24 protein-coding genes are annotated in these 25,172 nt (G+C 68.1%); 18 read left to right on the top strand and 6 right to left on the bottom strand.

Features of this window, described 5'->3' with window-relative positions; translation table 11 throughout:
* Nucleotides 1–18: 18 nt before the first annotated feature.
* Genes GWI72_RS04425 through GWI72_RS04415 form a run of 3 tightly spaced genes read right to left on the bottom strand, consistent with a single transcriptional unit; the run spans nt 19 to nt 2,850 of the window.
* Nucleotides 19–489 carry a MarR family winged helix-turn-helix transcriptional regulator gene (locus GWI72_RS04425; protein WP_161675830.1) on the bottom strand — a complete coding sequence of 157 codons (471 nt, stop codon included), beginning with the start codon at nt 487–489 and terminating at the stop codon, nt 19–21.
* Entirely contained in the window at nt 486–2,051 is a 1,566-nt protein-coding gene (locus GWI72_RS04420; RefSeq protein WP_161707959.1) for a phytoene desaturase family protein, read from the bottom strand. The genes GWI72_RS04425 and GWI72_RS04420 overlap by 4 nt, the downstream gene beginning before the upstream one ends.
* Nucleotides 2,052–2,058: 7 nt before the next feature.
* Nucleotides 2,059–2,850: a cyclase family protein gene (locus GWI72_RS04415; protein WP_161707958.1), complete on the bottom strand. Its 792-nt coding sequence runs from the start codon at nt 2,848–2,850 to the stop codon at nt 2,059–2,061.
* Nucleotides 2,851–2,951: 101 nt separating this feature from the next.
* On the opposite strand from GWI72_RS04415, the gene GWI72_RS04410 reads away from it, so the two are divergent.
* The 6 genes from GWI72_RS04410 (at nt 2,952) to GWI72_RS04385 (ending at nt 9,751) form a co-directional block, all read left to right on the top strand.
* Nucleotides 2,952–4,517, top strand: a complete 1,566-nt coding sequence (locus GWI72_RS04410; protein WP_161675827.1) for a phytoene desaturase family protein — start codon at nt 2,952–2,954, stop codon at nt 4,515–4,517.
* Nucleotides 4,518–4,541: 24 nt separating this feature from the next.
* Nucleotides 4,542–6,059, top strand: a complete 1,518-nt coding sequence (locus GWI72_RS04405) for an ABC transporter substrate-binding protein (RefSeq protein ID WP_161675826.1) — start codon at nt 4,542–4,544, stop codon at nt 6,057–6,059.
* 175 nt (nt 6,060–6,234) lie between these two features.
* The gene (locus GWI72_RS04400) at nt 6,235–7,245 is read left to right on the top strand and encodes an ABC transporter permease (RefSeq protein WP_161675825.1); all 1,011 of its coding nucleotides are present in this window, start codon (nt 6,235–6,237) and stop codon (nt 7,243–7,245) included.
* Nucleotides 7,238–8,089 carry an ABC transporter permease gene (locus tag GWI72_RS04395; protein WP_161707957.1) on the top strand — a complete coding sequence of 284 codons (852 nt, stop codon included), beginning with the start codon at nt 7,238–7,240 and terminating at the stop codon, nt 8,087–8,089. The genes GWI72_RS04400 and GWI72_RS04395 overlap by 8 nt, the downstream gene beginning before the upstream one ends.
* Nucleotides 8,086–8,958 carry an ABC transporter ATP-binding protein gene (locus GWI72_RS04390; protein ID WP_161675823.1) on the top strand — a complete coding sequence of 291 codons (873 nt, stop codon included), beginning with the start codon at nt 8,086–8,088 and terminating at the stop codon, nt 8,956–8,958. The genes GWI72_RS04395 and GWI72_RS04390 overlap by 4 nt, the downstream gene beginning before the upstream one ends.
* Nucleotides 8,951–9,751 (top strand): ATP-binding cassette domain-containing protein, encoded by an 801-nt coding sequence (locus GWI72_RS04385; protein ID WP_161675822.1) that lies wholly within the window; start codon nt 8,951–8,953, stop codon nt 9,749–9,751. Before GWI72_RS04390 ends, GWI72_RS04385 begins: the two co-directional genes overlap by 8 nt.
* Here the strand turns inward: GWI72_RS04385 and GWI72_RS04380 are convergent.
* A complete protein-coding gene (locus GWI72_RS04380; RefSeq protein WP_161707956.1) occupies nt 9,736–10,926 on the bottom strand; it encodes an AI-2E family transporter in 1,191 nt (396 codons plus the stop codon). The genes GWI72_RS04385 and GWI72_RS04380 overlap by 16 nt on opposite strands.
* 319 nt (nt 10,927–11,245) lie before the next feature.
* Between GWI72_RS04380 and GWI72_RS04375 the strand changes: the two genes are divergently transcribed.
* The 3 genes from GWI72_RS04375 to GWI72_RS04365 all read left to right on the top strand — a co-directional run bounded on the left by GWI72_RS04375 (nt 11,246) and on the right by GWI72_RS04365 (nt 13,203).
* Entirely contained in the window at nt 11,246–12,076 is an 831-nt protein-coding gene (locus GWI72_RS04375) for a bifunctional allantoicase/(S)-ureidoglycine aminohydrolase (RefSeq protein ID WP_161675820.1), read from the top strand.
* Between the two features lie 2 nt (nt 12,077–12,078).
* Nucleotides 12,079–12,570, top strand: a complete 492-nt coding sequence (locus tag GWI72_RS04370; RefSeq protein ID WP_161707955.1) for an ureidoglycolate lyase — start codon at nt 12,079–12,081, stop codon at nt 12,568–12,570.
* A 363-nt stretch (nt 12,571–12,933) separates the two neighbouring features.
* Complete coding sequence (locus GWI72_RS04365) at nt 12,934–13,203, top strand: hypothetical protein (protein ID WP_179956015.1); 270 nt, start codon at nt 12,934–12,936, stop codon at nt 13,201–13,203.
* Between the two features lie 532 nt (nt 13,204–13,735).
* On the opposite strand, the gene GWI72_RS04360 is transcribed toward GWI72_RS04365, so the two are convergent.
* On the bottom strand, nt 13,736–14,575 hold the full coding sequence (locus GWI72_RS04360; RefSeq protein WP_161707954.1) for an AraC family transcriptional regulator: 840 nt from the start codon (nt 14,573–14,575) through the stop codon (nt 13,736–13,738).
* A gap of 333 nt (nt 14,576–14,908) precedes the next feature.
* Between GWI72_RS04360 and GWI72_RS04355 the strand changes: the two genes are divergently transcribed.
* Nucleotides 14,909–15,598 (top strand): B3/B4 domain-containing protein, encoded by a 690-nt coding sequence (locus GWI72_RS04355; protein WP_161707953.1) that lies wholly within the window; start codon nt 14,909–14,911, stop codon nt 15,596–15,598.
* Between the two features lie 296 nt (nt 15,599–15,894).
* Here the strand turns inward: GWI72_RS04355 and GWI72_RS04350 are convergent, their stop codons facing one another.
* A complete protein-coding gene (locus tag GWI72_RS04350; RefSeq protein WP_161707952.1) occupies nt 15,895–16,779 on the bottom strand; it encodes an NAD-dependent epimerase/dehydratase family protein in 885 nt (294 codons plus the stop codon).
* Between the two features lie 302 nt (nt 16,780–17,081).
* On the opposite strand from GWI72_RS04350, the gene GWI72_RS04345 reads away from it, so the two are divergent.
* The 8 genes from GWI72_RS04345 (at nt 17,082) to GWI72_RS04310 (ending at nt 25,072) form a co-directional block, all read left to right on the top strand.
* The gene (locus GWI72_RS04345; protein ID WP_161675815.1) at nt 17,082–17,741 is read left to right on the top strand and encodes a hydrolase; all 660 of its coding nucleotides are present in this window, start codon (nt 17,082–17,084) and stop codon (nt 17,739–17,741) included.
* Between the two features lie 128 nt (nt 17,742–17,869).
* A complete protein-coding gene (locus tag GWI72_RS04340) occupies nt 17,870–18,148 on the top strand; it encodes a XapX domain-containing protein (protein ID WP_161675814.1) in 279 nt (92 codons plus the stop codon).
* Entirely contained in the window at nt 18,145–19,869 is a 1,725-nt protein-coding gene (locus GWI72_RS04335; RefSeq protein WP_161707951.1) for an amidohydrolase, read from the top strand. The genes GWI72_RS04340 and GWI72_RS04335 overlap by 4 nt, the downstream gene beginning before the upstream one ends.
* Entirely contained in the window at nt 19,866–21,539 is a 1,674-nt protein-coding gene (locus tag GWI72_RS04330; RefSeq protein WP_161707950.1) for an MFS transporter, read from the top strand. Before GWI72_RS04335 ends, GWI72_RS04330 begins: the two co-directional genes overlap by 4 nt.
* 487 nt (nt 21,540–22,026) lie before the next feature.
* Nucleotides 22,027–22,734: a helix-turn-helix domain-containing protein gene (locus tag GWI72_RS04325; RefSeq protein WP_161675811.1), complete on the top strand. Its 708-nt coding sequence runs from the start codon at nt 22,027–22,029 to the stop codon at nt 22,732–22,734.
* Nucleotides 22,731–23,666 carry a helix-turn-helix domain-containing protein gene (locus GWI72_RS04320; protein ID WP_161707949.1) on the top strand — a complete coding sequence of 312 codons (936 nt, stop codon included), beginning with the start codon at nt 22,731–22,733 and terminating at the stop codon, nt 23,664–23,666. The genes GWI72_RS04325 and GWI72_RS04320 overlap by 4 nt, the downstream gene beginning before the upstream one ends.
* Before the next feature lie 229 nt (nt 23,667–23,895).
* Entirely contained in the window at nt 23,896–24,495 is a 600-nt protein-coding gene (locus GWI72_RS04315; protein WP_161707948.1) for an isochorismatase family protein, read from the top strand.
* 61 nt (nt 24,496–24,556) lie between these two features.
* Entirely contained in the window at nt 24,557–25,072 is a 516-nt protein-coding gene (locus GWI72_RS04310) for a cupin domain-containing protein (RefSeq protein ID WP_161707947.1), read from the top strand.
* Nucleotides 25,073–25,172: the final 100 nt, after the last annotated feature.

Below are 25,172 nucleotides of genomic sequence, written 5' to 3'. Positions count from 1 at the left end.
GCCGGGGCATGAGCCGGTCTAGATCTCGTGTTTCCGGATGTTGGTCAGCATCTTCTGCAAGGTCGCCACGAAGGCGCGCTGCTCCTCCTCCGGTATTCCCTGAAACAGCCGGGCCGCCGAAGCGGCCATGTGCGGCCACAGTGTCTCGAAGGCCGCGCGTCCGGTCTCCGTCAGGAACACCCGCACCGCACGGCTGTCATTCATGTCCGCCTCGCGCCGGATCAGTCCCTCGCCATGCAGCTGGTCGAGCGCCCGGCTGAGCGTGGACTGTTCGACCACCGTGTAGACGGCAAGCTCGCGGATCAGCGGTCCCTCCACCACGGACAGCACGGCCAGCGCACGCATTTTCGGGGTGGTCAGGCCCAGGTCCGCCATTTCCTCGCGGATCATGGCGTTGTATCGGCCCATGATGCGGTTCATCAGATAGGGCGCGAAATTGGTCAGGCCGATCTCGCCGAGCCGGGCGTAGGTCTGGGTCGTTTCTGTCATGCACCGAGCCTTCTTGCCGCATTGAAGCCGGACCCTCCGCCAAGTCCCGGCCCCGGATGTGTCGATGCACCGATATGGATGAGACCTTTCACGCTGCCAAGACCATTGGTGGAATGAGGCAGCGGCCGCCAGATGAAAAACTGGTCAAGGCCGCAGTGCCCGCCGTAGGGATCCCCGCCGACGAGGTTGATGTTCATCGCCTCGAGATCGCGCGGCGAGTAGGCCCGCCGCGCCAGCCTGATCGCCGCGAAATCGCGGATGTGGCGGGCCAGGATCGCCTCGATCCGGTCGGCGAAGGCCTCGCGCGTGGCCTCGTCCCAGGTCCGGCCGGTGATCTCGCCCGCCGCATCGCCCTTGATCAGCCGCGGCGCATCCGGGACCTGCAGCCACAGGACCGCCTTGCCTTCGGGCGCCCGGGTCGGGTCAAGCGCCGACGGCTGGCCGACGCAGATTGTCGGTTCCGCCGGAAAGAGCCCGCGCTCGGCCTCGCTGGCCGACCGGGACACCGCGTCGATCCCGTCCGTCAGATGGATCAGGGCCACATCCGCCAGACCGTCGGCGATCCACTCGGGCCGCCGGTCCAGCGCATAGTGAAGCTGGAAGTTGCCGCGGCCATGGCGGAAACTGCGCGCGGCCTCCGCATCCCGGGCCGGAGCATCCCGACCGAGAAGCCGGTCGTAAAGCTGGCCGGGCGCAACGCTGGCCAGCACGGACGGCGCCGCAATTTCCTCACCGCCTGCCAGCCGCACACCGGTGACACGGCCGTCGCGGACCAGGATCCGCTCCACGTCCGCGCCGGTGCGCAGCACCCCGCCGCGCGCCTCGATCAGTCGACGGAAGGCATGGACCGCAGCCCCTGCCCCGCCCCGCACCACAGGCGCCCCTGCAGCCTCGAGCGCAAAGGCAATCACCTGCCCCATCTTCGCCGAATAGGCGCTCTCCGGTGTCAGGCCACAGTGCAGCACCCAGGGCGCCCACAGCGCCTGCACCAGCGGGCTCCGGTAGCGGGTTTCAAGCCAGCCACGCGCCGGGGCCAGCGCCTCGCCCATCCAGGCGGCAAGCCCGCGCAGGCCCCGCCGGCGAACCTGACCGAACAGCAGGCGGGCGGTGGCAAAGGACCACAGGTCGCCCCCCAGCAGCGCGAACAGGAACGGCGCCTCGGCACCAATCCCGCCGACGTCGCGGCCATGCTGATCGCCGTCACCGGCGGCCAGGGCGTTGAAGGCGGCGATGTTGCGGGCCTGATCGGTGGACAGCACCAGGGACGAGCCATCCGGCCGCAGCACGGCGGTCGGATGCGGCGTGTGGCAATAGTCCATGCCATGGCGGGCAAGCTCCGGCCCCAGCAGGGACCCGGCCGGGGATGTCATGAACAGCACGAAAGTGGCCGCCATCACATCATGGGTGAAGCCCGGGAGGGTCACCTCGGCCGTGCGCATGCAGCCGCCTGGCTCCGCCTCGCGCTCGAGAACGAGCACGCGGCGGCCCCGTGCGGACAGCATCGCGGCGGCGACCAGGCCATTGATGCCCGAACCGATGATGATGTGGTCGACGGCCGCCATCACACTGTCACCCCCGCGCGACAAGCGCCAGGGCGCGGATCGGGGAGCCGGTGCCGTTCTTGATCTTCAGAGGGGCGGCGATCAGGATCGCGCCCTTCGACGGCAGCTTGTCGAGGTTGGCAAGGCTCGCCAGACCGTAGCGGTTGTGCTTGTGCAGGAGATTGTGCGCCGGGAACGGGGGCGTCATGCCGCCGGCCTGACCGGCATCCGTGCCGATGCACTGGCTGCCCCAGCCGACGATGCCCTTGCCGATCAGATACTCGATGGCCTCGGCAGTGGGTCCGGGCGTGTGCGGGCCGGTGGCATCGGCGTTGAGGAACAGCGCCTCGTCATGCGCCCGTGCGTCCCAGTCGGACCGCAGCACCACCCATTCCCCGGCGCCGATGGCCCCGTGGCGGGCTTCCCAGGCCTTGATGTGGTCGACCGTCAGCAGGAAATCCGGATCAGCCCGGCATTCGGCGGAGAAGTCCAGCACGTTGACGGGAGCGACGACCTTCTGCACCGGCAGCGTGTCGGTGTAGCCGTCGGAATAGTCCTTGCCGGTGATCCAGTGATGCGGCGCGTCGAAATGCGTGCCCGAATGCTCGCCCAGCTCCAGCCAGTTCCAGGCCCAGAACGGACCGTCCTTGTCATATTCGCTGATGCGGTGGATGCGCACCGGCGGCGTGTCCTTGGCAAGCTCCGGCGGCAGCTTGATCAGCGGCGTCTCCGGTCCCAGCACGCCCGTGCAGTCAACGACCTCAACCCCTCCCGAGGCGAGCAAATTCCCAAGCTCCGCAAGCACAGCCGCTGCAGTCATGTCTCTCTCCCTTAACTGGAGGTGTCCCCTCACCTCCGAAATCAGCCTAGACAGATTTAAATGCAAATGCAAATATAGAACTGTCATGGGGAGGTGACATTATGGCTGAAAGTTTCGACGCCGTCGTGATCGGTGCAGGACACAATGCACTGGCTGCGGCGCTGCACCTGACGCGGCGCGGCTGGCGCGTCGGCGTCTTCGAGCAGGCCCCGGTGGCCGGTGGCGCCGTCAAGACGCTGGAGCTGACCCTTCCGGGCTTCCGCCATGACTGGGCGGCCATGAATCTCTCGCTTTTCGCGGGCAGCCCGTTTTTCAAGCGCTACGGCGCGGAGCTTGCGGCCCATGGCGCGGCCTTCGTGCCGGTCAACCGCCCCTTTGCCTCGGCCTTCCCGGATGGACGCTGGTGCGGCGTCTCGACTGACCCAGCGGAAACAACGGCCAACATCGCCCGGTTCTCCGAGGCCGATGCAGAAACCTGGACACGACTGAGCCAGGGCTTCGGCGCCGAGGCCCCGCACCTGTTCGGTCTGCTGGGCAGCCCGATGCAATTGCGTGCATTTGCATCTTTTTCGATCAAGACGATTCGGGCCAAGGGCATTGGTGGCACCCTTGATCTCGCCCGCTTCCTGGCCCAGACGCCCCGCGCCTTCCTGACCGAGACCTTCGAGACGGAAGAGGTCCGCGCCATGCTCGGCGCCTGGGGCATGCATCTGGACTTCGCACCGGACATCGCCGGCGGCGCGCTGTTTCCCTATCTGGAGGGCATGGCCGGCCAGGCCTTCGGAATGGCACTGGGTCAGGGCGGGGCCGACACGATCATCAGGGCCCTGTGCAAGGCGATCGTCGCCGGCGGCGGACAGGTGGAGACCGGTGTCGGCGTCAGCGCGATCCTGCGCGACGGGGACCGGGCGACCGGCATCGCGCTTGCGGACGGGCGGCGGATCAGCGCGCGCCAGGTGATTGCGGGTGTCGCCCCGGCCGCCCTCGGCCGCCTCGCCGGCCCGCTCACGCCGGCCTTCGACGGTGCCATGGCCCGTTTCGGCCATGCGCCCGGCACGATGATGATCCATCTGGCGACGGACGGCCTGCCGGACTGGGCCGCAGGTGCTGCGCTGAAGTCCTATGCCTATGTGCATCTGGCACCAAGCCTCGACCAGATGGCCCGGACCTATCAGGAAGCCCAGGCGGGGCTGCTGCCGGCCGAGCCCGTCCTCGTCGTCGGCCAGCCCACGGCCTTCGACCCGTCACGGGCACCGGACGGCAAGCATGTGATCTGGCTGCAGGTGCGCATGGCACCCGGCACGATCCGGGGCGATGCGGCCGGCACGATTGCCGCAACGGACTGGGCGGAGGCGGCCGAGCCCTTCGCCGAGCGCGCCCTGGCGATCCTGGAGCGCTATGCGCCGGGGTTCCGCGCCCGCATTCTCGCCCGCCACGTGGTCAGCCCGGCCGCGCTGGAGCGCGACAATCCGAACCTTGTCGGCGGCGACCAGATCTGCGGGTCGCACCACATGGCCCAGCACTTCCTCTTTCGTCCCGCCCGCGGTCACGCGGACGGGTCGACACCAATCAAGAACCTCCACCTGACTGGGGCAGCCGTCTGGCCCGGCGCAGGAACGGGGGCCGGGTCCGGCTTCCTGCTGGCCCAGAAACTCGCTGGAAAATAAAGATAATTCAGAGGGAACAGGAACATGGAACTGACACGCCGTACTCTCCTGCAAGGGGCCGCCGCCGGCGCGTTCCTTGCCGCTTCCGGCCTGCCCGTGCGGGCCGCGATCGACGAACTCGTCATTGCCTACAACGTCAACCTGCCGAGCTGGGACCCGACCGTCGGCCCCTCGGCCGTCAACCCGACCATCCAGGGCCTGTACCAGTCGGTGTTCGACCAGTTCATCCTGCAGCAGCCCGACCTGAAGCCGGCGCCGGGCCTGCTGACAGACTGGGGCTGGAACGAGGACAAGACCCAGGTCTGGATGATGGTGCGCGAGGGCGTCACCTGGCATGACGGCTCGCCGCTCACCGCCGAGGATGTGGCCTGGTCGCTGGCCCGCGCGGCCAATCCGGACACCGGCAACCCGATCAACTTCATCTGGAGCACGCTGACCAACCACCGGACGGAGGGCAACATCGTCACGGCCGACGTGAAGCAGTTCGACCCGACGATCTTCAAGTGGATGTACTTCCTCACCGGCTACGTCCTGCCGAAGGCCTATTTCGAGAAGGTCGGCGCGGCCGGCTTCGAGGCTGCTCCCATCGGCAGCGGCCCCTACATGGTCGAGAAGTTCGAGCGCAACGCCTTCGTCCGGCTGAAGGCCTATCCGGGCTACTGGGGCGCCAAGCCCGAGTTCGAGACCGTGACCGTCAAGTTCGTCACCGATGCGGCTGCGCGCGTGGCCGAGGTCGAATCCGGCTCGTCCCATGTCACGCTGGAAGTGCCCTACGAGGAGTACGACCGCCTCAAGGCGAAGCTGAACGGCGTGGCCGCGCCCGTGTCGGACATCGGCATGATCTTCCTCAACGACATCGACGTGATGAAGGATCCGAACGTCCGCAAGGCAGCCGCCCATGCCATCGACAAGCAGACGATCATCGACCGGCTGCTGTCGGGCTACGGCGTCAGGATCGACACGCTGCAGACGCCGCAATACGACGCCTTCGATCCGTCGATCACGGTGGAGTACAGCCCGGAAAAGGCCATCGAGCTGCTCGCTGCCTCCGGCTATTCCAAGGACAAGCCGGTCCGGTTCAAGATCCAGACGACCAAGGGCTTCAAGCCCAAGGACTACGAGGTCATCCAGGCCATCGTCGGCCTCTGGCGCCGCGTCGGCATCGAGGCCGAGATCGAGGTCTACGAGATCGCCAAGCATTTCGAGCTGCGTGCGGCCGATGCGCTCGCTCCGGCCGCCTTCTACAACTGGGGCAACTCGGTCGGCGATCCGACCACCTCGACCGGTTTCGCCATGTTCGGGCCCTCGCCCCATTCGGTCTGGGACGGCGAGGACCTCACCGGAATGATCGCCCCGCTCTGGGGCGAGCAGGACGAGGCCAAGCGTATCCTCGGCTGGCAGGCCGTTGACCGCTACATCGCCGACAATGCCCTCGTCATCCCGCTGCTGCAGTACGTCCAGCCGATCCTGTCGGCTCAGGGCGTGACGGTGACCCCGCATGCCTCGGGGGCCTTGCTGCCGCATCTGATGAAGCGCGCCTGACACGCCGGCGGAGGGGCCACCCCTCCGCCCTTCCCCCCGCGTCGCGGGCCAGACCCGCCGCGTTGCAGTCCGGGCAGCGCCCGGACGCCTGACCGGCAGGATCCTCGCGTCCGGCTGCGGATCGTCCGCGGCCGCGCGACGTCCTGCGGTGAGCCTGCAGGGATTGGAAAAGCGCATGCAGATCTTAAGGACGCTCCTGCTCCGTCTGGCCACCACGGCCGTGACGCTGGCCGGGGCCGCGATCATCGTCTTCGTTGTCATCCGCGTCGTGCCGGGCAATCCGATTGCCATGATGCTGCCGCCGGGCGCGACCGAGGAGGACATTCGCCGCCTGACCGCCCTCTACGGGCTCGACCGGTCGATCCCCGAACAGTTCCTCATCTGGGTCGGCGGCGTGCTCCAGGGCGACTTCGGCACCTCCATCACCGCCCGCCAGCCGGTGCTGGAGCTGGTGCTCGGCCGGCTGCCGGCGACGCTGGAACTGGCCCTGATGGCGCTTGTCCTCGCGGTGCTGATCGGCGGGGCGACGGCGCTCGCCGGAACCCGGGAACGCGGCACACGGGTCGAGGCCGCCGTCGATGTCTCCAACGGCATGGCGCTGTCGATCCCCGATTTCCTCTGGGGACTGATCCTTGTGCTCCTGTTCGGGGTGCTCTGGCCGGTGTTCCACATTTCCGGCCGCATCACGCCGTCGCTGGACCTGCCCTTCACCACCGACTTCTACCTCATCGAGAGCGTGCTGCGGCTGCGCTTCGACCTGTGGCTCGATCTGGTCAGCCACATGCTGCTGCCCGCGCTGGCGCTGGCGATCCCGCTGGCGGCGATCATCAGCCAGCTGCTCAAGCAGAGCCTCAAGGAAACCATGCATCTGGACTACGTCACCCTGGCCCGGACGAAGGGCTATGGGGAAACGCGCGTGATCACGCGCGAGGCCCTGCCCAATGCCATCCTGCCGACCCTGACGCTGGTCGGCGTCCAGTTCACCTTCCTCATCGGCGGGACCGTGATCATCGAGCGCCTGTTCTCCTATGAAGGGCTCGGCAACATGGCCATCGACGCGGTGATCAACCGCGACCTGCCGCTGATCCAGGGCATCGTGCTGCTGTTCGCCCTGATCTTCACGGCGGTCAATCTGGCCGTCGATCTCCTCTACGCCGTTCTGAACCCGAGGCTTCGCCATGCTTGACGGTCGCTCTGCAGTCAAACGCCGCGCCGGCCTGCGTCTCTGGCTCCCCGGTCTCTGGCTCGGAGGCCTGTTCCTTGCCGCGATGGCAGCCCCGCTCATCGCCCCGCACGACCCGCTGGCGCAGGACCTCTTTCTCGGCCGCATGCCGCCGTTCTGGATGGCAGGCGCCGAGCCCGGCTACTATCTCGGCACGGACAGCCTCGGCCGCTGCGTGCTCTCGCGCATTCTCCACGGCGCCCGCGTCGCCTTTCTCGTTGCCCTCGTTGCCGGCTCGCTGACCTGCCTGATCGGCGCGACCCTCGGGCTTGCGGCCGGCTTCCTGCGCGGCTGGGTCGATCTCGTCGTCTCCCGGCTCATCGACATCTGGATGGCCTTCCCGCCGGTGCTCTTCTCGATCCTGCTGATTGCGGTTCTCGGCCCCGGGCTTGTCTCGATCATTCTCGCCATCGTCGTCATCGACTGGACCCGCTTTGCCCGCGTCGTGCGCGCCGAGGCCATGGCCCAGGGTGCCATGGACTACGTGGCCTCGGCCGAGGTCGCCGGCCGCAGCCGCCTGTCGACGATGGTGGTCGAGATCCTGCCCAACGTGCTGCCGACCATTGTCGTGCTGCTGACGCTGGAAATGGGCATCGCGGTCATCATCGAGGCGATCCTGTCCTTCGTGAACCTCTCGGTCTCCACTGACGACCCGACCTGGGGCGGCATGATCGCCGAGGGCCGCACGTCGATCCACCAGGCCTGGTGGGTCATTGTCTTTCCCCTGATCACCCTGTTTCTCACCGTCCTGTCCTTCTCCCAGCTGGGAGAAGGCCTCAAGGACCGTTTCGATCCGGTGCTGCGATGAGCTACCTCCAGATTTCCGGCCTGACCGCCTGCCTCAAGGGCACGCCCCACAGGCTGCTGCGCAGCGTGTCGCTGTCCGTGGGGGCGGGGGAAGTCCGCGGCCTCGTCGGCGAGAGCGGGGCCGGCAAGTCGATGATCGGCAAGGCGATCCTCGGCATCCTGCCGCGCTCTGTCGAGATCGTTGCCGGCTCGATCGTGCTGGAGGGGGTGGACCTTCAGGCGCTCTCCCCGCGCGACCGGCGCAGGCTGATCGGCGCAAGCTGCGCGCTGATCCCGCAGGACCCGCTGACAGCGCTCAATCCCTCGCGCCGGATCGCGCCGCAGATCACGGACCGGCTGGTCGACATTCTCGGCTGGGAGCGCCGGCGCGCCGAGGACCGGGCGCTGGAGTTGCTCGGCGAGGTGCACATCACCGATCCGGAGCGGGTCCTGCGCTGCTATCCGCACGAGCTTTCCGGCGGCATGCGCCAGCGCATCCTCATCGCCTCCGCCTTTGCCGCGGAGCCGCGGCTCATCATCGCCGACGAGCCGACCACCGCCCTCGATGTGACCGTGCAGAAACAGATCCTGCGGCTCATCCGCGAGATGCAGCAGCGCCACAACACGGCCCTCGTCTTCGTCACCCATGACCTCGGGGTCGTGTCCAAGGTCTGCCAGACCCTGACCGTGCTCTATGGCGGCCTCGTGATCGAGGACACGGACGTGCGCTCGTTCTTTGCCCGTCCCGCCCACCCCTACTCGCAGGCGCTTCTTGCCGCCACGCCCAGGTACACCGATCCGGACGGCAGCCTGACCCCTGTTCCCGACGCGGTGATCCGGGCAGTCCAGGCCGAAGTCGAAACCGCAGACAGGACGCTCGCCCATGGCTGACCTCTACCAGATCCGGGACCTGCGCCTGTCCTTGCCCGACATGACCCGGAAGCCCCTCCTGGGGCCGGCGCCACGCAACGAGATCCTGAAGGGCCTGAGCTTCAGCATTGGCCGGGGCGAGATCCTCGGCATCGTCGGCGGGTCGGGGTCCGGCAAGTCGACGCTCGGGCGCTGCCTCGTGCGCCTGCTGGAGCCGACGGGCGGGACGGTCCTGTTCGACGGGACCGACATCACGCATCTCGAGGCGGCGCGGCTGCGCCCGCTGCGGCGGCGCTTCCAGATGATCTTCCAGGATCCGATGTCGTCGCTGAACCCGCGCCACCGCGTCGGCCAGCTCATCGCAGCACCGCTGCAGCTCCAGGGGATCGAGAACGCCCCTGCGGCGGCACGGCACGCACTGGAGCAGGTCGGACTGCCCGCGGGCTTTGCCGCCCGCTACCCGCATGAACTGTCGGGCGGGCAGCGCCAGCGGGTGGGCATCGCGCGGGCCATCGCGCTCAAGCCGGATTTCATTCTCGCCGACGAGATCGTGTCGGGGCTGGACGTATCGTCACAGGCCCAGGTGCTCAATCTGCTGGAGGGTCTGGTGCGGGATCTCGGCCTGACACTCGCCTTCATCAGCCACGATCTCTCGGTGATCCGGCGCCTGTGCAGCCGGATCCTCGTCCTCTACAAGGGGGAAATCGTGGAGAACGCGGACACGGCAGAGCTGTTTCGGAACCCGCAGGCGGCCTATACCCGCGAGCTGCTCGACGCCATCCCGCTGCCGGACCCCGATCAGGCCTGGGCCTGATCGGGCACGTCGGCGGGCGGACCGCTGGCAGACCCGCCGCGGGCCACGGCCTCGCTGCGCCGGTTGGCTGCCGCGATCTCGCGCTGCCATTCGCGCCACATGGCAACGACCAGCGCCATCAGCACCGGGCCAACGAACAGACCGACGATCCCCATCGTCTTGACGCCACCGATCAGACCGAAGAACGTCGGCAGGAACGGCAGCTTGACCGGTCCGCCGACGAGCAGCGGGCGGATGGTCTTGTCGACGATGAAGAGCTCGATCGAGCCCCACAGGAACAGCGCCACGCCGGCAAAGGCCGAGCCGCTCGCCACAAGATAGATCGACACCAGCGTGAAGCAGAGCGGCGCGCCGCCGGGGATCAGCGCCATGAAGCCGGTGATCACGCCGAGGGTGACCGGTGACGGCACGCCGGCGATGGCATAGGCGACCCCGAGGATGATGCCCTCGCCGATGGCGATCAGGGTCATGCCGGTCACGGTCGAGCTGATCGTGGTCGGCACCACGCGCGACAGCCGGTCCCAGCGTTCCGGCAGGATGCGCTGGCCGACCCGGTCGATCTGCGCCGCAATCTTCTCGCCATCGCGGTAGAAGATGAAGAGGGCGATCAGCATGAAGACCAGCGTCAGCGCCAGATGGAACACCAGCGTGCCGGCCGTGAGGATGCCGCGATAGATCGACCCGAAGTTCGCGCCGGAGATGATCTGCACCAGCTCGCCGATCGCGCCCGGATGACCGATATGCTGGTCCCACTGCTGCGTCAGCCAGTCGCCGATCCGGGGCAGTCCGGCAATCCAGGCCGGCACCGGCTCGCCGTTCTGGTTCGTGGCGAAGGCCCAGTCGATCCAGATCTGCAGCTCGGCAAAGGCATAGAGCAGCGCATACATGATCGGCAGCACGATGAAGCCGACGATCAGCGCGACCATGAGCGAGGCAACGCCGATGCGGCCGATCGGCAGGATGCGCTCGATTCGCACCAGCAGCGGCCAGCTGGCGAAGGCGATGATCGTGGCCGCAAGCACCGGAACGATGAAGCCGTGGAAGAACCAGACCGAGGCGGCCAGAATGATCAGAAGCAGCCAGCGCGCCGCGGCATGATCGGTGATCAGCGGGCGTCTCGGGCGGGTTGCGGTGAGTTCGATCTCAGACTGGCGTTCCGTTACCTTCTGTTCCATCCATTGCCCCTGACGCTGGCAAACCGGCGCTGACTCGCGGTCTCCTCCGGTCCGACCTTAACAGACTGCGGCGGACATTGCCTCGGGGTGGTGTCTGAATCATGACGGCAAAAGCAGAAAAAACGCCGCAATCTGAATGATCTGTCACCCGCGTCGGGCACCGGCCGGGGCCCGCCTCCCCTCCAGCATGTGGACCCGCTCGCTTTTGTCGGGCAAGAGCCGAAAAAGCGGCTAATCTCACCTCGCCTGCGCGAGGCCAGGCCCCGACCGCACAGCGGTTCGCAGGATGGCCCCGCCCGCCCGACCACTGGACCTGACGATGACCGATTACTACGCCCCCCTCGGCGGCCTTCCGCCGCAGACCGCCCTCCACACCGGCCGCGCCGTGTTCACGGAAAGCTACGCCGTCATCCCGCGCGGCGTGTTCTCCGACATCGTCACCTCGCTCCTGCCGGGCTGGGCCGGCATGCGCTGCTGGATCATTGCCCGCCCGATGACCGGCTTTTCCGAAACCTTCAGCCAGTATGTCGTCGAGCTCAGGGCCGGCGGCGGATCGGAACAGCCGGAGACGGATCCGGAGGCCCAGGCGGTCCTCTTCGTGACCCATGGCAGCCTCACCCTTGTCGTCGACGGCGCCAGGCACAGCCTGACCTCCGGCGGTTATGCCTATCTCCCGCCCTCGAGCGACTGGAAGCTCTACAACGAGGGCGAGGAGACGGCCCGCTTCCATTGGGTGCGCAAGCGCTACGAGCCGGCGCCCGGCGTCGAACGCCCCGCAGCCTTCGTGACCAACGAGCGCGACATCCCGCCGACGCCGATGCCGGACACGGGCGGCGCCTGGGCGACGACCCGCTTCGTCGATCCGTCCGACCTCAGACACGACATGCATGTCAACATCGTCACCTTCCAGCCGGGCGGCCTCATTCCCTTCGAGGAAACCCATGTGATGGAGCACGGGCTCTACGTGCTGGAGGGCAAGGCCGTCTACCGGCTCAACCGCGACTGGGTCGAGGTGGAAGCAGGCGACTTCATGTGGCTGCGGGCCTATTGCCCGCAGGCCTGCTATGCGGGCGGACCAGGCCGGTTCCGCTATCTGCTTTACAAGGATGTCAACCGGCACGCCCGCCTCGGCGGCGTCTTCGGGCGCTGACCATGCGCAGGATCACGATCGAACCGCTGACGGCCGAGGCATTCGCGCCCTTCGGTGACGTGCTGGCGACCGACGGCGCCCCGGACCGGATCATCAACCAGGGGCTCTGCGGACGCTACCACGACCGCGCCCGTCTCGACTTCGGGCCGCAGGGCCGCGCAGGCCTGTCGCTGTTCAAGGCAGAACCCCGCGCCCTGCCCTATCGCCTCGACATGGTCGAGCGCCACCCGGACGGCAGCCAGGCCTTCATCCCGATGAGCCTGACGTCCTTTCTGGTCATTGTCGCGGCCGATGACGGCGGCGTGCCGGCGCCCCCCCGCGCCTTCCTGACCGCCGCGGGTCAGGCCATCAACCTGCACCGGAACACCTGGCACGGCGTGCTGACACCGCTGGAAGCGCCGGGCCTCTTTGCCGTGGTGGACCGGATCGGCACCACGCCCAACCTGCAGGAACACTGGTTCGACGCGCCCTGGACCGTTGTCAGCTCCACCTGACCGCCCTGTCTGATGGCCCTGCCTGATTTTGCGGCCGCGCCGTGATGCAGGCGGCCGGCGCTCGCGGCGACCGGACCTCACGCGGCATGCGTTGAAAACATGGTTACGGTTGTCTTTCCGCCAGCACGAACAGTTGAAGCATCTCCCCTTGAAGCAAAAGCCGTTTCACCGACGTCTTGCTTACCGAAACATCAACTTCACGAGGCTTTAAACTCTTGTTTGAATTGCATTAAGTTAAAGTTTTAACGGGCTTTTCAACCGACGGGGCGAGTATTTCCCTCAGGAAGCGCGGCATATCAGAAGGAAAGGCGCTTCGGGGATGCAGATCCGGGGGGATCTGCAAGTCAAATGGGGAGAGCACCGATGGCTCGCTTTGAAATGCATTCGGCCGACATGGCCATCATGGGGGAAACCCCCGCAACTGCCGACATCCTGTTCCAGATGGGTCTGGACAGCGCCTCCGGCCGCTCCGGCAAGGCGGATCTGGTCGCCGCCCACATGTGGTTCAACCTGGCCGCCATGAAGGGCAACGCCGAAGCCGCCCGCTACCGCAAGGAAATCTCCGGCGAAATGTCCTCCGCCGACATCGCCGAGGCCCAGCGCTCCGCCCGCGAATGGCTGAAGCTGCATTGATTGCCGCCGTGGACCGCGTCCAGGACGCTGATCTTCGCGCAATCCATCCTCCCTGCTGCCGGCGCTGACCCCGTTCCGGGTTGCCGGCAGCTCAGGTTCCTCCGGTCCCGGCCGCTCCGCTGCGCCTCCTCAGGTGCGCGCAACCCGCCAGTCTGACCCGCCAGTCTGACCCGCCGACCGACACCGCCAGTGGCCTGCTTGCCCAGACACTTGCTTGGCCAGACACGCGCTTGGCAAGACACCTGCCCGGCCAGCCGCCTGATCGCAGGATCGCATAACGGCACGAGCCGCTTGTGCCCCTTGCGCCACCGCCCGTGCCAGGTCGCAGGGCGCGCCGCCTCGGCAAGACCAGAGGTCTCGGGCCGCCTGCACCGGTCTCCAGCGCATCTCCGCCACATCGCCCGCACCCGTGTCCCGGACACGCTGAGGCACCAGCGCCTCAGACGCTGCGGCTGCCGCAAGGCCATCTGCCGCCCGTTTTTCTGCCCCGCGCGAGACACGAACGCCCAGACCTCTCCCTTACCAAGGGAGTTTACAAGGGCCGTTTGCCTGACCCGCGCGCGAGACGCGCGAGCAATCCGGGGGTATGGCCATGCGCCCGCACGAAATGGCGGGTGAAATGGGCCTGATCGGCAAAGCCGGCCGCGGCGGCCGCCTCGCTGAGCGGCAGGCCGGCCAGCACCATCCGTCGCGCGGCCTGCAACCGCTTCTGGATGCGGAAGGCATGCGGCGGCAAGCCTGTGGCCGCGCGAAAGGCGCGCAGGAAGTGGAAGCGGCTGAGCCCGCACATGCGCGCAAGCTCCGCCAGGTCGCGGTCGGCCGCCGGATCATCCTCGATCGCCTGCCGCGCCGGCCAGACCGGATCTGCCGGCCCGATCCGCAAGGGCTCGTCGCGGTCCAGCAGATGGGCGACAGCCTCGACGAGGAGGCCGTCGATCGCCAGCGTGTCGGGGACCGGCTCCAGCAAGGCCTGCTGCAGGGACAGGACGGTGTGCCGCGCCAGGGGGCGGGGCAGGACCGGAAAGGCGAGCTCGGTGCCGGCCGACACCCCGTTGCCGGCAAAGGCCTGCGCCAGGGCCTCGGGATCAAGGAAGATCATCCGCCAGTGACGCGGGCCGTCGCCGAGCGGGGCGCCGTCATGCACCTCACCCGGATTGAGCGAGATGACATGCCCGGCCTCGGCCCGCACCAGACCGCGACCGCTGGCTGACTCCTGTGCCCCGCCAAGGACAACACCGATGCCGAACACATCGTGCGTGTGGCGGGAGAAACTGCGGCGCGAGCAGGCATCAACGAGGATCGCGCCGCGCAAGGCCGTGGCCCGGGCCTCGACACGGTCGCTGGCGCGCCATCGCAGCGCCTCGTCCGTCATGCCGACCTCCTTCCCTGCCGGCGCTCGTACAAGAGACCGTCCCCTTGCGGGAGCAACGTCCTGTCGGCCCGTCTTGCCAGCATACCTGGCCAGCGTGTCTTGCCAGCGTGGTTGGCCGGCGTGTCTGGCCGGCGTGGTTGGTCGGCCTGTCTTCTCGGCGGGTCTGGCAAGACTTGACCGCCCCCGCCGCCCCGGCCGCGTCTTTCGCAATTTCGTTCAAGACCGTCCCCGGCGCAAGCGGCAAGCTGGGTCGGACACCAGCCGGTCCGACCGCGGACGACCGGCGTCACGCGCCCCCGGCGCTTCCCGAAAGACAAGAGCCAAGGCCCTGCCATGCAGCACTTTTCACACGACCCTGCCCTGCTGGACCGGTTTCCCGATCTTCGCGTCGGGGCCAGGATCCTGACGCTGACATCAGCTCTTTTCCCCGAGGCGCTGGACCCGACCCCGCACCTCGACCGGGCGCGGGCGCGGCTGGACCGGGCCCCGGAAAGCGAGTTCACCTCGATCCGCGCCTGGCGCGCCGCCTATGCCGCCATGGGCTTCAAGCCGACCCAGTACCGGTCCGCTGCCGAAGCGCTGCTTCGCCGGCTGCGGATCGACGGTGCTCTGCCGAACCTGCATCCTGTGATCGACTTCGGCAATGCCGTGTCCGCCGCCCACGGCATTCCGCTGGCAATCTTCGATCTCGGCAGAATCACCGGAAACCTCACCGTGACCTTTGCCCGGGGCGACGAGGCCTTCGAGAGCTTTGGCGGCGCACAGGAGCCGCCGGAGGCCGGCGAGGTGATCTACCGCGATGACACCGGCGAGGCCCACGCGCGGCGCTGGGTGCATCGCCAGGGGCAGCGTTCCGCCTTCAGTCCCGCAACGCGGCAGGCGCTGCTGGTGGCCGAGGCCCTTCACCCGGGCGCAGACGCTGACGTCGACGCGATGATGTCCGAGCTGGAGCGCGCCTTCACGGCCGCCGGCGCCAGCTTGCGTCAGGAGCTCCGCTGGGACGGGACATGCCCTGCGCCCTGATCCGCCTCGTCCGCTTCGCCCGAGAACCGAGCGCTGCCTCCTTGCTTCTGGCCCGGCATCTGGGACAGCCCAGGCAACAAGTGTCCGCAGCCGGTCGCCGCAGCGGTCGTGCGCGTCGCGGCGCTACCTGTGCGATGCTGCCTGTACGATGCTGCGGGCACGCTCGTCGAACGGGCGCCGCCCCCAGGGCCATGGCAGGTCGAGGATGCGGACGGGTTTCGCCCATTGGGCAGGATCCCAAGCCGATGGCTGTCCCACTGTCGCGGCGTTTGACCGCTAACGCGGCCACAATCGCCTCAGGCGGGCACCGCCAGCGCAGAGACGAGCCGGTCGTTTGGGCCTGCCCAGCCGACTTCGGCACGCGCGATCCGGTTGTCGAACACCTGCGGAACCGAAAGGGCTGGCCCCAGGAATCCCCAGCGGTCCATCGCCTCGGCCGGGTCCACCGCCTTCGTCGGCAGCCCGAGCGCCGCACCCAGGAGGGTCGCAATTTCGGCCATCGACCGGTCAGGCCCGCCGGCCACATAGGCCCGCCCGCCGGCCGGCACCTTCGCGACCGCCGCGACGATCAGGTCTGCCCAGTCCTCCACATGCACCGTGCTCCATCGGGCGGCGCCATCGCCCGGGTAGAGGGACGCTCCTGCCAGACGCGCTGCGTCGGTCAGGGCTGCCGGAAGGGCCGCGCCAACCCCGCCATACACGAAGGAAGCGTGAATGACAGCCGTTCGCAGGTCACGCCGGGCACCTGCCTCGCGCACCATACGATCCGTTGCCGCCCGGCTCTCAAGCCCGGGCGGCGGAGCATAGGCGCCGGACCCGTCGAGCCCGGGCGCAGCATTCGGCGTCGGGCCGAAGACAAGGCTGCCGGCATGGCAGACGAACGCAGCGCCAGGCCGCAGGGCCTCCAGCATGGCCGCAACAACGGCTGCATTCACCGGCTGGAAGGACGGCGCATCGCTTGCGGCGCAATGCACCACGCCGTCTGCCCTTGCAGCTTCGCTCGCAAGCCGGTCAAGATCGGTAAGATCGGCATGCACCGGCCGAGCGCCGAGCTGCGCCGCACGGTCAAGATCAGCGGCCTTGCGCACCAGGACGCTGAGCCTGTGCCCGGCACGTGCGAGGCCGGTGCTGACATGTCGCCCCACGAAACCATTGATCCCCGTGACGAGCAGATCGGCCATTGCATGTCTCCCGCAGGTTCGAGCCGGCACGAGACCCGTCGGATGTCCAGGCCGGGGAGACGTGCGCCATCGGGAAAGACTAACGACCGCCACCCGGGCACGTCTATCGGGGGACAGCCCCTCCTGTCGAAAGCCTGCGGCGCAGCCCCGCAGTTCCGAATGCGGGAGGCCACCAGCGCGACACAGCTCCGGCGCCGGGCCGCGCGGATCTCGACATCGACGCACGACCTGCGAAAGACCGTCGGCCATTTCGGCGCGATGCTCGGCCTCGTCAGTGTCCCGTCTGAACCGGAGAGGTCTCGATGCCCACCGCCGTAGCTGCCCCTGGCCAGTCCCTGCTGTCGCCGGGCGACCATACGCTTGTCCTGATCGATCATCAGTCGCAGATGGCCTTTGCCACCAAGTCGATCGATGCGATCGAACTGCGCAACAATGCCGGCCTCGTTGCCTCGGCGGCGGCCGCCTTCCACGTCCCGACGGTCCTCACGACCGTTGCGGAGAAGAGCTTCTCCGGCCCCATGTTCGAGGAGATTACCGCCGCATTTCCGGGGCAGGCCGCGATTGACCGCACCACCATGAACACCTGGGAAGATCCGCGCATTGCGGTGGAGATCAACCGCATCGGACGCGGCCGGATCGTTCTGGCGGGGCTCTGGACGAGCGTGTGCATTGTCGGCCCGGCCCTGTCGGCGCTCGCCCAGGGCTTCGAGGTCTATGTCATCGCGGATGCCTGCGGCGACGTCTCGGCCGAGGCGCATGGTCGCGCGATGGAGCGGATGCAGCAGGCCGGAGCGCGGCCGATGACTGCCCTGCAGTACCTGCTTGAACTGCAGCGGGACTGGGCCCGTGGCGACACCTACGACACGACGGTCTCGATCGCGAAACGCTACGGCGGCGCCTACGGCATCGGGCTGGTCTACGCCAAGACCATGCTCGGCGAGCACGCCTCGGAAGCCGGTTAGGCCGGGATGCCTGCCGTCCCCCCGGCAGGTCCTCTCGCCTGCGGCGCGCGCCGTTCCCCCCGCCGACTTGCCCGATCTGCGGGCAGGCGCGCGCCGCCTTTTTTGCCCGACCAGGCCAGGAGAGCCCGATGAATGCCTATCTCGTCACCCTCGGCCTCGGTCTGGTGGTCGGGGTCATCTACGGACTGTCCGGGGTCCGGTCGCCGGCGCCGCCGGTGATCGCGCTCATCGGCCTGTTCGGCATTCTGGCCGGGGAGCAGGCCGTTTCGGCCGGCAAGCGCTATCTCGCCGGCCATGCCTTTACGGCAGACTGGTTGCGCCAGCATGCGGCTCCGCATGTGATGGGCCATCTGCCGCCGCAACCCGACCCCCATGCAGCGCCCGAGCCGAAGGACAGACGCGCATGACCTCCTCCCTTCTCCTCCTCGGCGGCCGCATCGCCACCATGGATCCCGCCCGCCCAGATGCGGAGGCCGTGCTGATCCGAGACGGGCTGTTTGCTGCGGTCGGACCCACGAGGGATCTCGTGCAGCAGCATCCCGATGCGCCACGCATCGACCTGCAGGGCGCAACCGTGGTCCCCGGGCTGATCGACAGCCACACGCACATCATCCGTCAGGGCAACAACTTTGCGATGGAGCTGCGCTGGGACGAGGTGCCCTCGCTCGCCGACGGGCTCCGGCTGTTGCGGGAACAGGCCCGGCGCACGCCGCCCGGCGCCTGGGTCCGTGTCGTCGGCGGCTGGTCGGCGGACCAGTTTGCAGAGCGCCGCCTGCCGACGCTTGCCGAAATCAACGCGGTGTCCCCAGACGTCCCCGTGTATGTGCTCCACCTCTACGACAGAGCCTGGATGAACGCTGCTGCACTGCGCGCACTCGGCATCGACGAGCATTTCTACGAGCCCTTCGTGTCAGGGCGCCTGGAGCGGGATGACAGCGGACGCCCGACGGGCCTGGCGCTCGCCCGCCCCAATGCGCAACCGCTCTATGCCCTGCTGGACCGGGCGCCGAAACTGTCCTTCGACGAGCAGATCACCTCGACACGGCATTACTTCCGGGCGCTGAACGGGCTGGGACTGACTTCCGCGCTGGACTGCGCCGGCGGTTTCCTGAACTATCCCGATGACTACGGCGTCATCAGCGAGCTGCATCGCCGCGGACAGCAGACCGTGCGTATCGGCTATCACCTGTTTGCGCAGAAGCCCGGCCGCGAGCTGGCAGATTTCCAGCGCTGGCTGGAAATGGTCGCTCCGGATCAGGGCGATGACATGCTGCGCTGCCTCGGCGCGGGCGAAATGCTCGTCGCTTCTGCCTATGATTTCGAGGATTTCAGCTTTCCGAGGCCCACGCTCGCGCCGCAGATGGAAGCAGAGCTCGAACCGGTGCTGGACCTGCTGCTGGCCCACCGCTGGCCGTTTCGCTTCCACTGCACCTACGAGGAAAGCGCCGCGCGCATCCTCGATGTGGTCGAACGGGTGGGTGGCCGGCATGGGCTCGAGGGACTGAACTGGATCTTCGACCACGGCGAGACGATCTCACCCCGCACGATGGACAGGATCGCCAGTCTCGGCGGCGGTATCAGCTACCAGAACCGGATCGCCTTCCAGGTGCGGGAGTACCAGCGCCGCTATGGCGAGGCGGCCTTGCGCGCGGTGATGCCGGTGCGCCGAATGGTTCAGTCCGGTGTCCCCCTTGCCGCCGGCACGGACGCCACGCGCGTCTCGTCCTACAATCCCTGGCTTGCCATCCATTGGGCTGTGTCCGGTCGGGGGCGTGGGGGCGACGAGATCTGGACGGAAGCAGATCGCCTCGACCGCACGGCGGCGCTGCGTCACTGGACGGCGAATGCCGCCTGGTTCAGCCGCGAGACGGGCCGGAAGGGCCAGATCGCGGAGGGCCAGCTGGCGGATCTCGCGGTTCTCGACCGCGACTATTTCACCTGCCCGGAAGCTGAAATCGCGGCAATCAGCTCCGACCTGACGCTGGTCGGCGGTCATGTGGTTCATGCCGGTGGCCGCTTCGGGCATCTGGCACCGGACGCCCTGCCGCCGCTGCCGGACTGGTCCCCAGTGCCGCTGTTCGGGGCGCCCGGACATGGCGGCAGGCCCCTCGTCCGGCCTGTCCCATGACCACCGGATCCCGGGCTGCCGGTTCTCAGCCCGCAGAGGAACCGACCTCGACCCCGACCGGGTCTCCCGGCGATCCCCTGCCCCCCTCGCCCTGGAGCCCGTTCCGGTCGACGGCCTTCGCTGTCATCTGGACGGCCGTACTCGTCTCCAACGCCGGGCTCTGGATGCGCGACGTCGCCTCAGGCTGGCTGATGACCGGACTTGCGGCCTCGCCTCTGATGGTCGCGCTGGTCCAGGCGGCCCTGCTGGTGCCCGTCTTCCTGTTCGCGTTGCCCGCCGGTGCCCTCGCCGACCTCGTAGACCGCCGGCGCCTGCTGATTGCGGTTCAGTCCGGGCTGGCGGTGCTCTCGCTGATCATGGCAGGCCTCGTCGCAGCCGAGATGATGACGCCGGCCCTGCTGCTCGCCTGCACGTTCGCCGCCGGCACGGGAGCAGCGCTGGCGGCGCCGGCCTTCCAGTCGATCGTTCCTGCACTCGTGCCAAAACGGGATCTCAGGGCAGCCCTGGCGCTCAACTCGATGGGGATCAACATTGCGCGGGCGCTCGGTCCAGCCCTTGGCGGCCTGGTCCTGGCAACGGCGGGCGTTGCCCTCGCCTATGCCCTCGACGCGCTGTCGACCCTGGTTGCCGTGGCGGCCTTCCTGTGGTGGCGGCCGCCGCCACCGACCTCGACGCGGCAGCCCGAGCGCTTCGTTCCGGCCATGATTGCGGGGCTCGGCTATGTCCTGCGGGCCCCGGCGATGCACCGTGTGGTCCTGCGTGCCGCTGCCTTCTTCTTCTGCGCTTCGGCCTACTGGGCTCTGCTTCCTTTGCTGGCGCGAGATGTCCTGCAGGTCGAGGCGGCCATTTACGGCCTCATGCTCGCCGCCGTCGGTGCGGGGGCCGTCGCCGGCGCAGTACTGTTGCCGCGCCTTGCCCGACAGCTGTCGGCCTCTCACCTGGTCCTCGCTGGAAGCCTGCTGACAGCGGTCGCCATGGCCGGTCTCACGCTGGTGCCGCATCCTGGCCTCGCCCTGGCCTGGCTCGCACTTGCGGGCCTCGCCTGGATCACGGTGCTGACACAGCTCAATGTCGCTGCCCAGACGAGCCTTGCCGACTGGGTGCGCGCCCGAGGACTTGCGGTCTATCTGATGGTGTTTTACGGCGCGATGGCCGGCGGATCGGCGGTCTGGGGGCAGATTGCCGGGGTGGCCGGCGTCGATGCTGCTCTCCTTTCGGCGGCTGGTCTCCTCGCACTCTCGGCGCTGGTAGTCGCCCGCGTCCTGTTGCCCGATGGCTCCGCCGACCTGACACCGTCGCGCCATTGGCCGCAGCCGGTCACAGCCGGCACACCAGATCCCGCAGCCGGACCCGTCCTTGTCACGCTGACCTGGCAGGTCGCGGCCGACAAGCGGGACGAGTTCCTCGCTGCCGCGCACGCCTTCGCGCAGCGCCGACGCCGCGACGGGGCATTCGGCTGGCAGATCTGGGAGGACGTTGCCCGGCCTGGCCAGCATGTCGAGGCATTCCTTGCAAGCACCTGGGCCGATCACCTGCGCCAGCACGAGCGCATGACGCAAGAGGACGCAGCAGCACAGGCCAATCTCGTCGCACTTGCCGAAGCGCCACCTGAGGTCCGGCATCACCTCGCATCGCGGCAACAGACAGAAGCCGGGACCGCTTGTGGCTGATCCGTGCCGAGGGCCATTCAGCCCGTCCGCCGCCGGTCGCGCGTGCTTCATCCAACGGACAGGATCATGTCGGATTATTGCTCTGGCGCACGGTAAGCGTCTGTCGCACCAGTGACTGCATGTTAGAATTGCCAAGTGGTTTGGGGCTCCGGTCGGGTGAGCATCACGCGTTCGGCAGGAGGAAAGGATGGGGGGCAGCTACCGGCTCGGCTCTGGTCTGGCCACGCTGGACACAGCCGGATACTCGGCCCCGACGGTTCCGCCGGAGCACGTGCGGCTGCTTGGCCACGGCCTGGGCCTCGCCATCATCCCGCCCCAGCCCGAAGCGGAGGTCGTGTCGGCCGAGGGTGTTGCCGCAGATGTTGTGGTCTATCTGCTGTCGCCAATCGTCGGATTGACTCGGCAGCCGGCAGACGACTTGCCGCTCCCTACCGGTGCCGGGATGCGTCCCGGAACAGGCCCGGGATCTGGCCCAGGATCTGGACACTTGTCCGGTTGGCGCCGCGGCGCCAGCATCCGCGCCCGGACCTTCATCACCATCCCCCGCGGCATGGGGACCGAATGGCATCTGCCCACGGGACAGCCGCGCGTGCTGCACCTCCACATCGGGACGGAACTGCAGGACATGCTGGCCGAGGACTGCGGCAGGGGCCGCGCGGGATCGACCCTGACGCCGCGCATCGGCTGGGAGATTGCAAGAACCGCCGCCCTGTTCGACCGTCTGGCGATTCTCGCCAGCCGCACCGACGAGATCGACCGCCTCGAGTTGCAAGGTCTCGGACTGGTGGCAGCCGCCCACGTCCTGAAGGCTTCCAGCACGCTCGGCCCGGGGAGTCCCGGCCAGACCATGACCCCGGCGCGCATGCGTCGCGTGCGCGCCTATGTCGAGGAAAATCTCGGTCGCGGTATCTGCCTTGAAGACATGGCCGGCTGCATCGGCCTGTCGCCCAGCCACTTCAGCCGCTCCTTCCGCCTGGAAACCGGACTGAGCCCCTATGCCTGGGTCCTGCAAGCCCGGATCACGCGGGTGAAGGATCTGTTGTTGCGTGGCCGCCTGACCCTTGCTGAAATCGCAATCGAATGCGGCTTTGCCACGCAGAGCCACATGACGGAGGCCTTCCGTCGGGCAACAGGTGTTCCGCCGGCCCGCTGGCTGCGCGAACAGGGGTCGGACAGGGGGGAGGCATTGCGATGAGACATCACGGACCGATCAAGCGAGAGGCGCTGGCGGTGCTGCCCCATGTCGGCGTGCGCGAGCTGTTTCCCGGCCTGTCCGTCGCCACGATGCCGCGGGCATCCGGCGTGCAGGAAGTTGTCGTCGAACCGCAGGATTTCTCGCTCGCCATGTATGCCCGCCGCGGCCGTGACCTTATGGAGCCCGTCGCGCCGGGACAGACCGACTGCCGCGTCCAGTCGCGCTCGGTGAGCCTTCTCCCGGCCGGGATCCGCACGCGCTGGCTCTATGCCACCCCATTGCACGACACGAGCCCGAGGCTGCAGACGTTGCACCTGCGCCTGACGGATGACTTCGCAGCAGTACTGGAGCGCGCACGGCTGCCGCAGACACTTCAGCTCGGTCTAAACGTCCAGGTGCCCGGCCTGATGCAGCGGATGGAGCGGGCCCTCGCGGCCTTTGAATCGCCCGACGCCTTTAGGGCCCTCGCCGTTCAGAGCGCGGCGCTATCGGCCGCATCGCTCCTGCTCGATCCGCAGGCAGCCCTGACCGCCGCCCGCGCCTCCTGCCTGACCCTGCGTCGCCGCAGGGCGCTCGCCGCCTATGTCGAGGCGCATCTGACGGGCGACCTGACGGTCAACGGCATGGCCGAATCCGTCGGCCTGTCTCCCTATCACTTCATCCGTGTCTTCAAGGCCGCAACCGGCATCACGCCCTATGCCTGGGTCGTCGGCAAGCGCCTCGAGCGCATCAAGGCCGCCCTCATCGACACCGAAGGAACACTCGCCGACATCGCCCGCCGCTGCGGCTTTGCCACGCAGAGCCACATGACCGAGGTGTTCCGCCGCGCGGTCGGGACGACGCCCGGGCGTTGGCGACAGGAGCACCGGGGCTCGGTCACCGCTCCGGAGCTTGACGAGGACCTGATCCCGGAACTTGAAACCGGTCGATAAGGGGCATTCGGCCGCCTGTCGCTTCTTTCCAGACCGAAGCGGCGCTTCCCTGCCGCGTCTTGGCAGGGAGCACCTGTCGGCCCGACGGCGCGGCCGGTGACGCGGAGCTGGCCCCGTGTCGGGTTTCGATCCTCTTGTCAGCCTCCTGCTGCCATCTGCGCAGGCGTCATTGTCCTGCAGGGCAGCCCGCCCAATGTCGATCTGCATTGAGCCCTCCATGGAGACGACGATGACCCCCTTCACCCCCGCAGACACTGCCTTTGTCCTCATCGACCACCAGGTCGGCACCATGCAGCTGATCCGCAACATCGACATGGCCCACGCCGGCCGCATGGCCCTGGCGCTGGCCAAGGCCGCCCGGATCATGAACCTGCCCGTCGTGTTGACCTCCAGCCAGGAAGACCGGATCCAGGGACCGCTTATGCCGGTGCTCGCCGAAATCCTGCCTGAGGCCTTTGCCGGACGCGTGCGGCGCGAGGGCATCGTCAACGCCTGGAAGGATGAAGCCTTCCGCGCCGCCGTGCTGGCGACCGGGCGCCGCAATCTGGTCATGGCCGGCGTCACGACGGACGTCTGTCTTGTCTTCCCCTCCATCGATGCCGTCGAGGAAGGCTTCCGGGTCCAGGCGGTGATGGACGCGTCCGGTTCCCCCTTCGAGCTGTCGGAGGACATGTCACGGCGCCGGATGCAGGACGCGGGCGTCGTCCTGACCGCCACCAACACGATCATCGCCGAAATGGCGCAGAACTGGTCGACGGCGAACGGTTCGGAGCTGATCCGGTTGCTCTTCACCGACGTCCTGCCGCCCGTGACGCCGCACGCTGCCTGACCTGCCCGCACGGCGTGAATGCCGGTGCCGATCCTCTTGCCCCTGAACGGAGACCATCTCCATGTCCGAGCAGACACGCCCCGATGCGCAGACGCCCGCTCCCGTCCCGCTGATTTCCCACCTCCACGAGCGACCGGCCTGGTGGGTGGTGGGCGACCGCTACACCTCGCTTTTGGCGGCCGAGGAGACAGGCGGCAGCTTCAGCCTCTTTGAATTCATCGTTCCCGCCGGACGCGGCTCACCGCCCCACATCCATCACGCCGAGCACGAGACTTTCGTGATCATCAGCGGCGAGGTGGAGTTCACCGTCGCCGGCACGGCCAGCCGCGTGGGACCCGGCGGCGTCGTGTTCGGAGCCCGCGGCGTGGCGCACAATTTCCGCAACGTCGGCGAGTCGGAAGCCCGGATGATCGTCATCTGCACGCCCGGCGGCCTGGAGCGCTTCTTTGCCGCCGCCGGCGTGCCAACGACCGACCGCACCGCAACGCCGCCTGCCCCGACCCAGGATGACAAGGCACGGATGATCGCGCACGCCCCCGCCTTCCAAGTCGAGCTGCTGCTGCCCGGGTCGCACTGAACGGTCCCACACGCCAGCCCTGAAGCCCGCGCTGCCAGCCCCAATCCGGCAGGGCGGCCAGCCCCTCGACGGACCAGACCGGTCCGCCCGAGCATCGGCG

It is taken from the genome of Pannonibacter sp. XCT-53, from assembly GCF_009915765.1.
Classification (GTDB): Bacteria; Pseudomonadota; Alphaproteobacteria; order Rhizobiales; family Stappiaceae; genus Pannonibacter; species Pannonibacter tanglangensis.
This window is presented reverse-complemented; position numbering and strand designations above follow the sequence as displayed.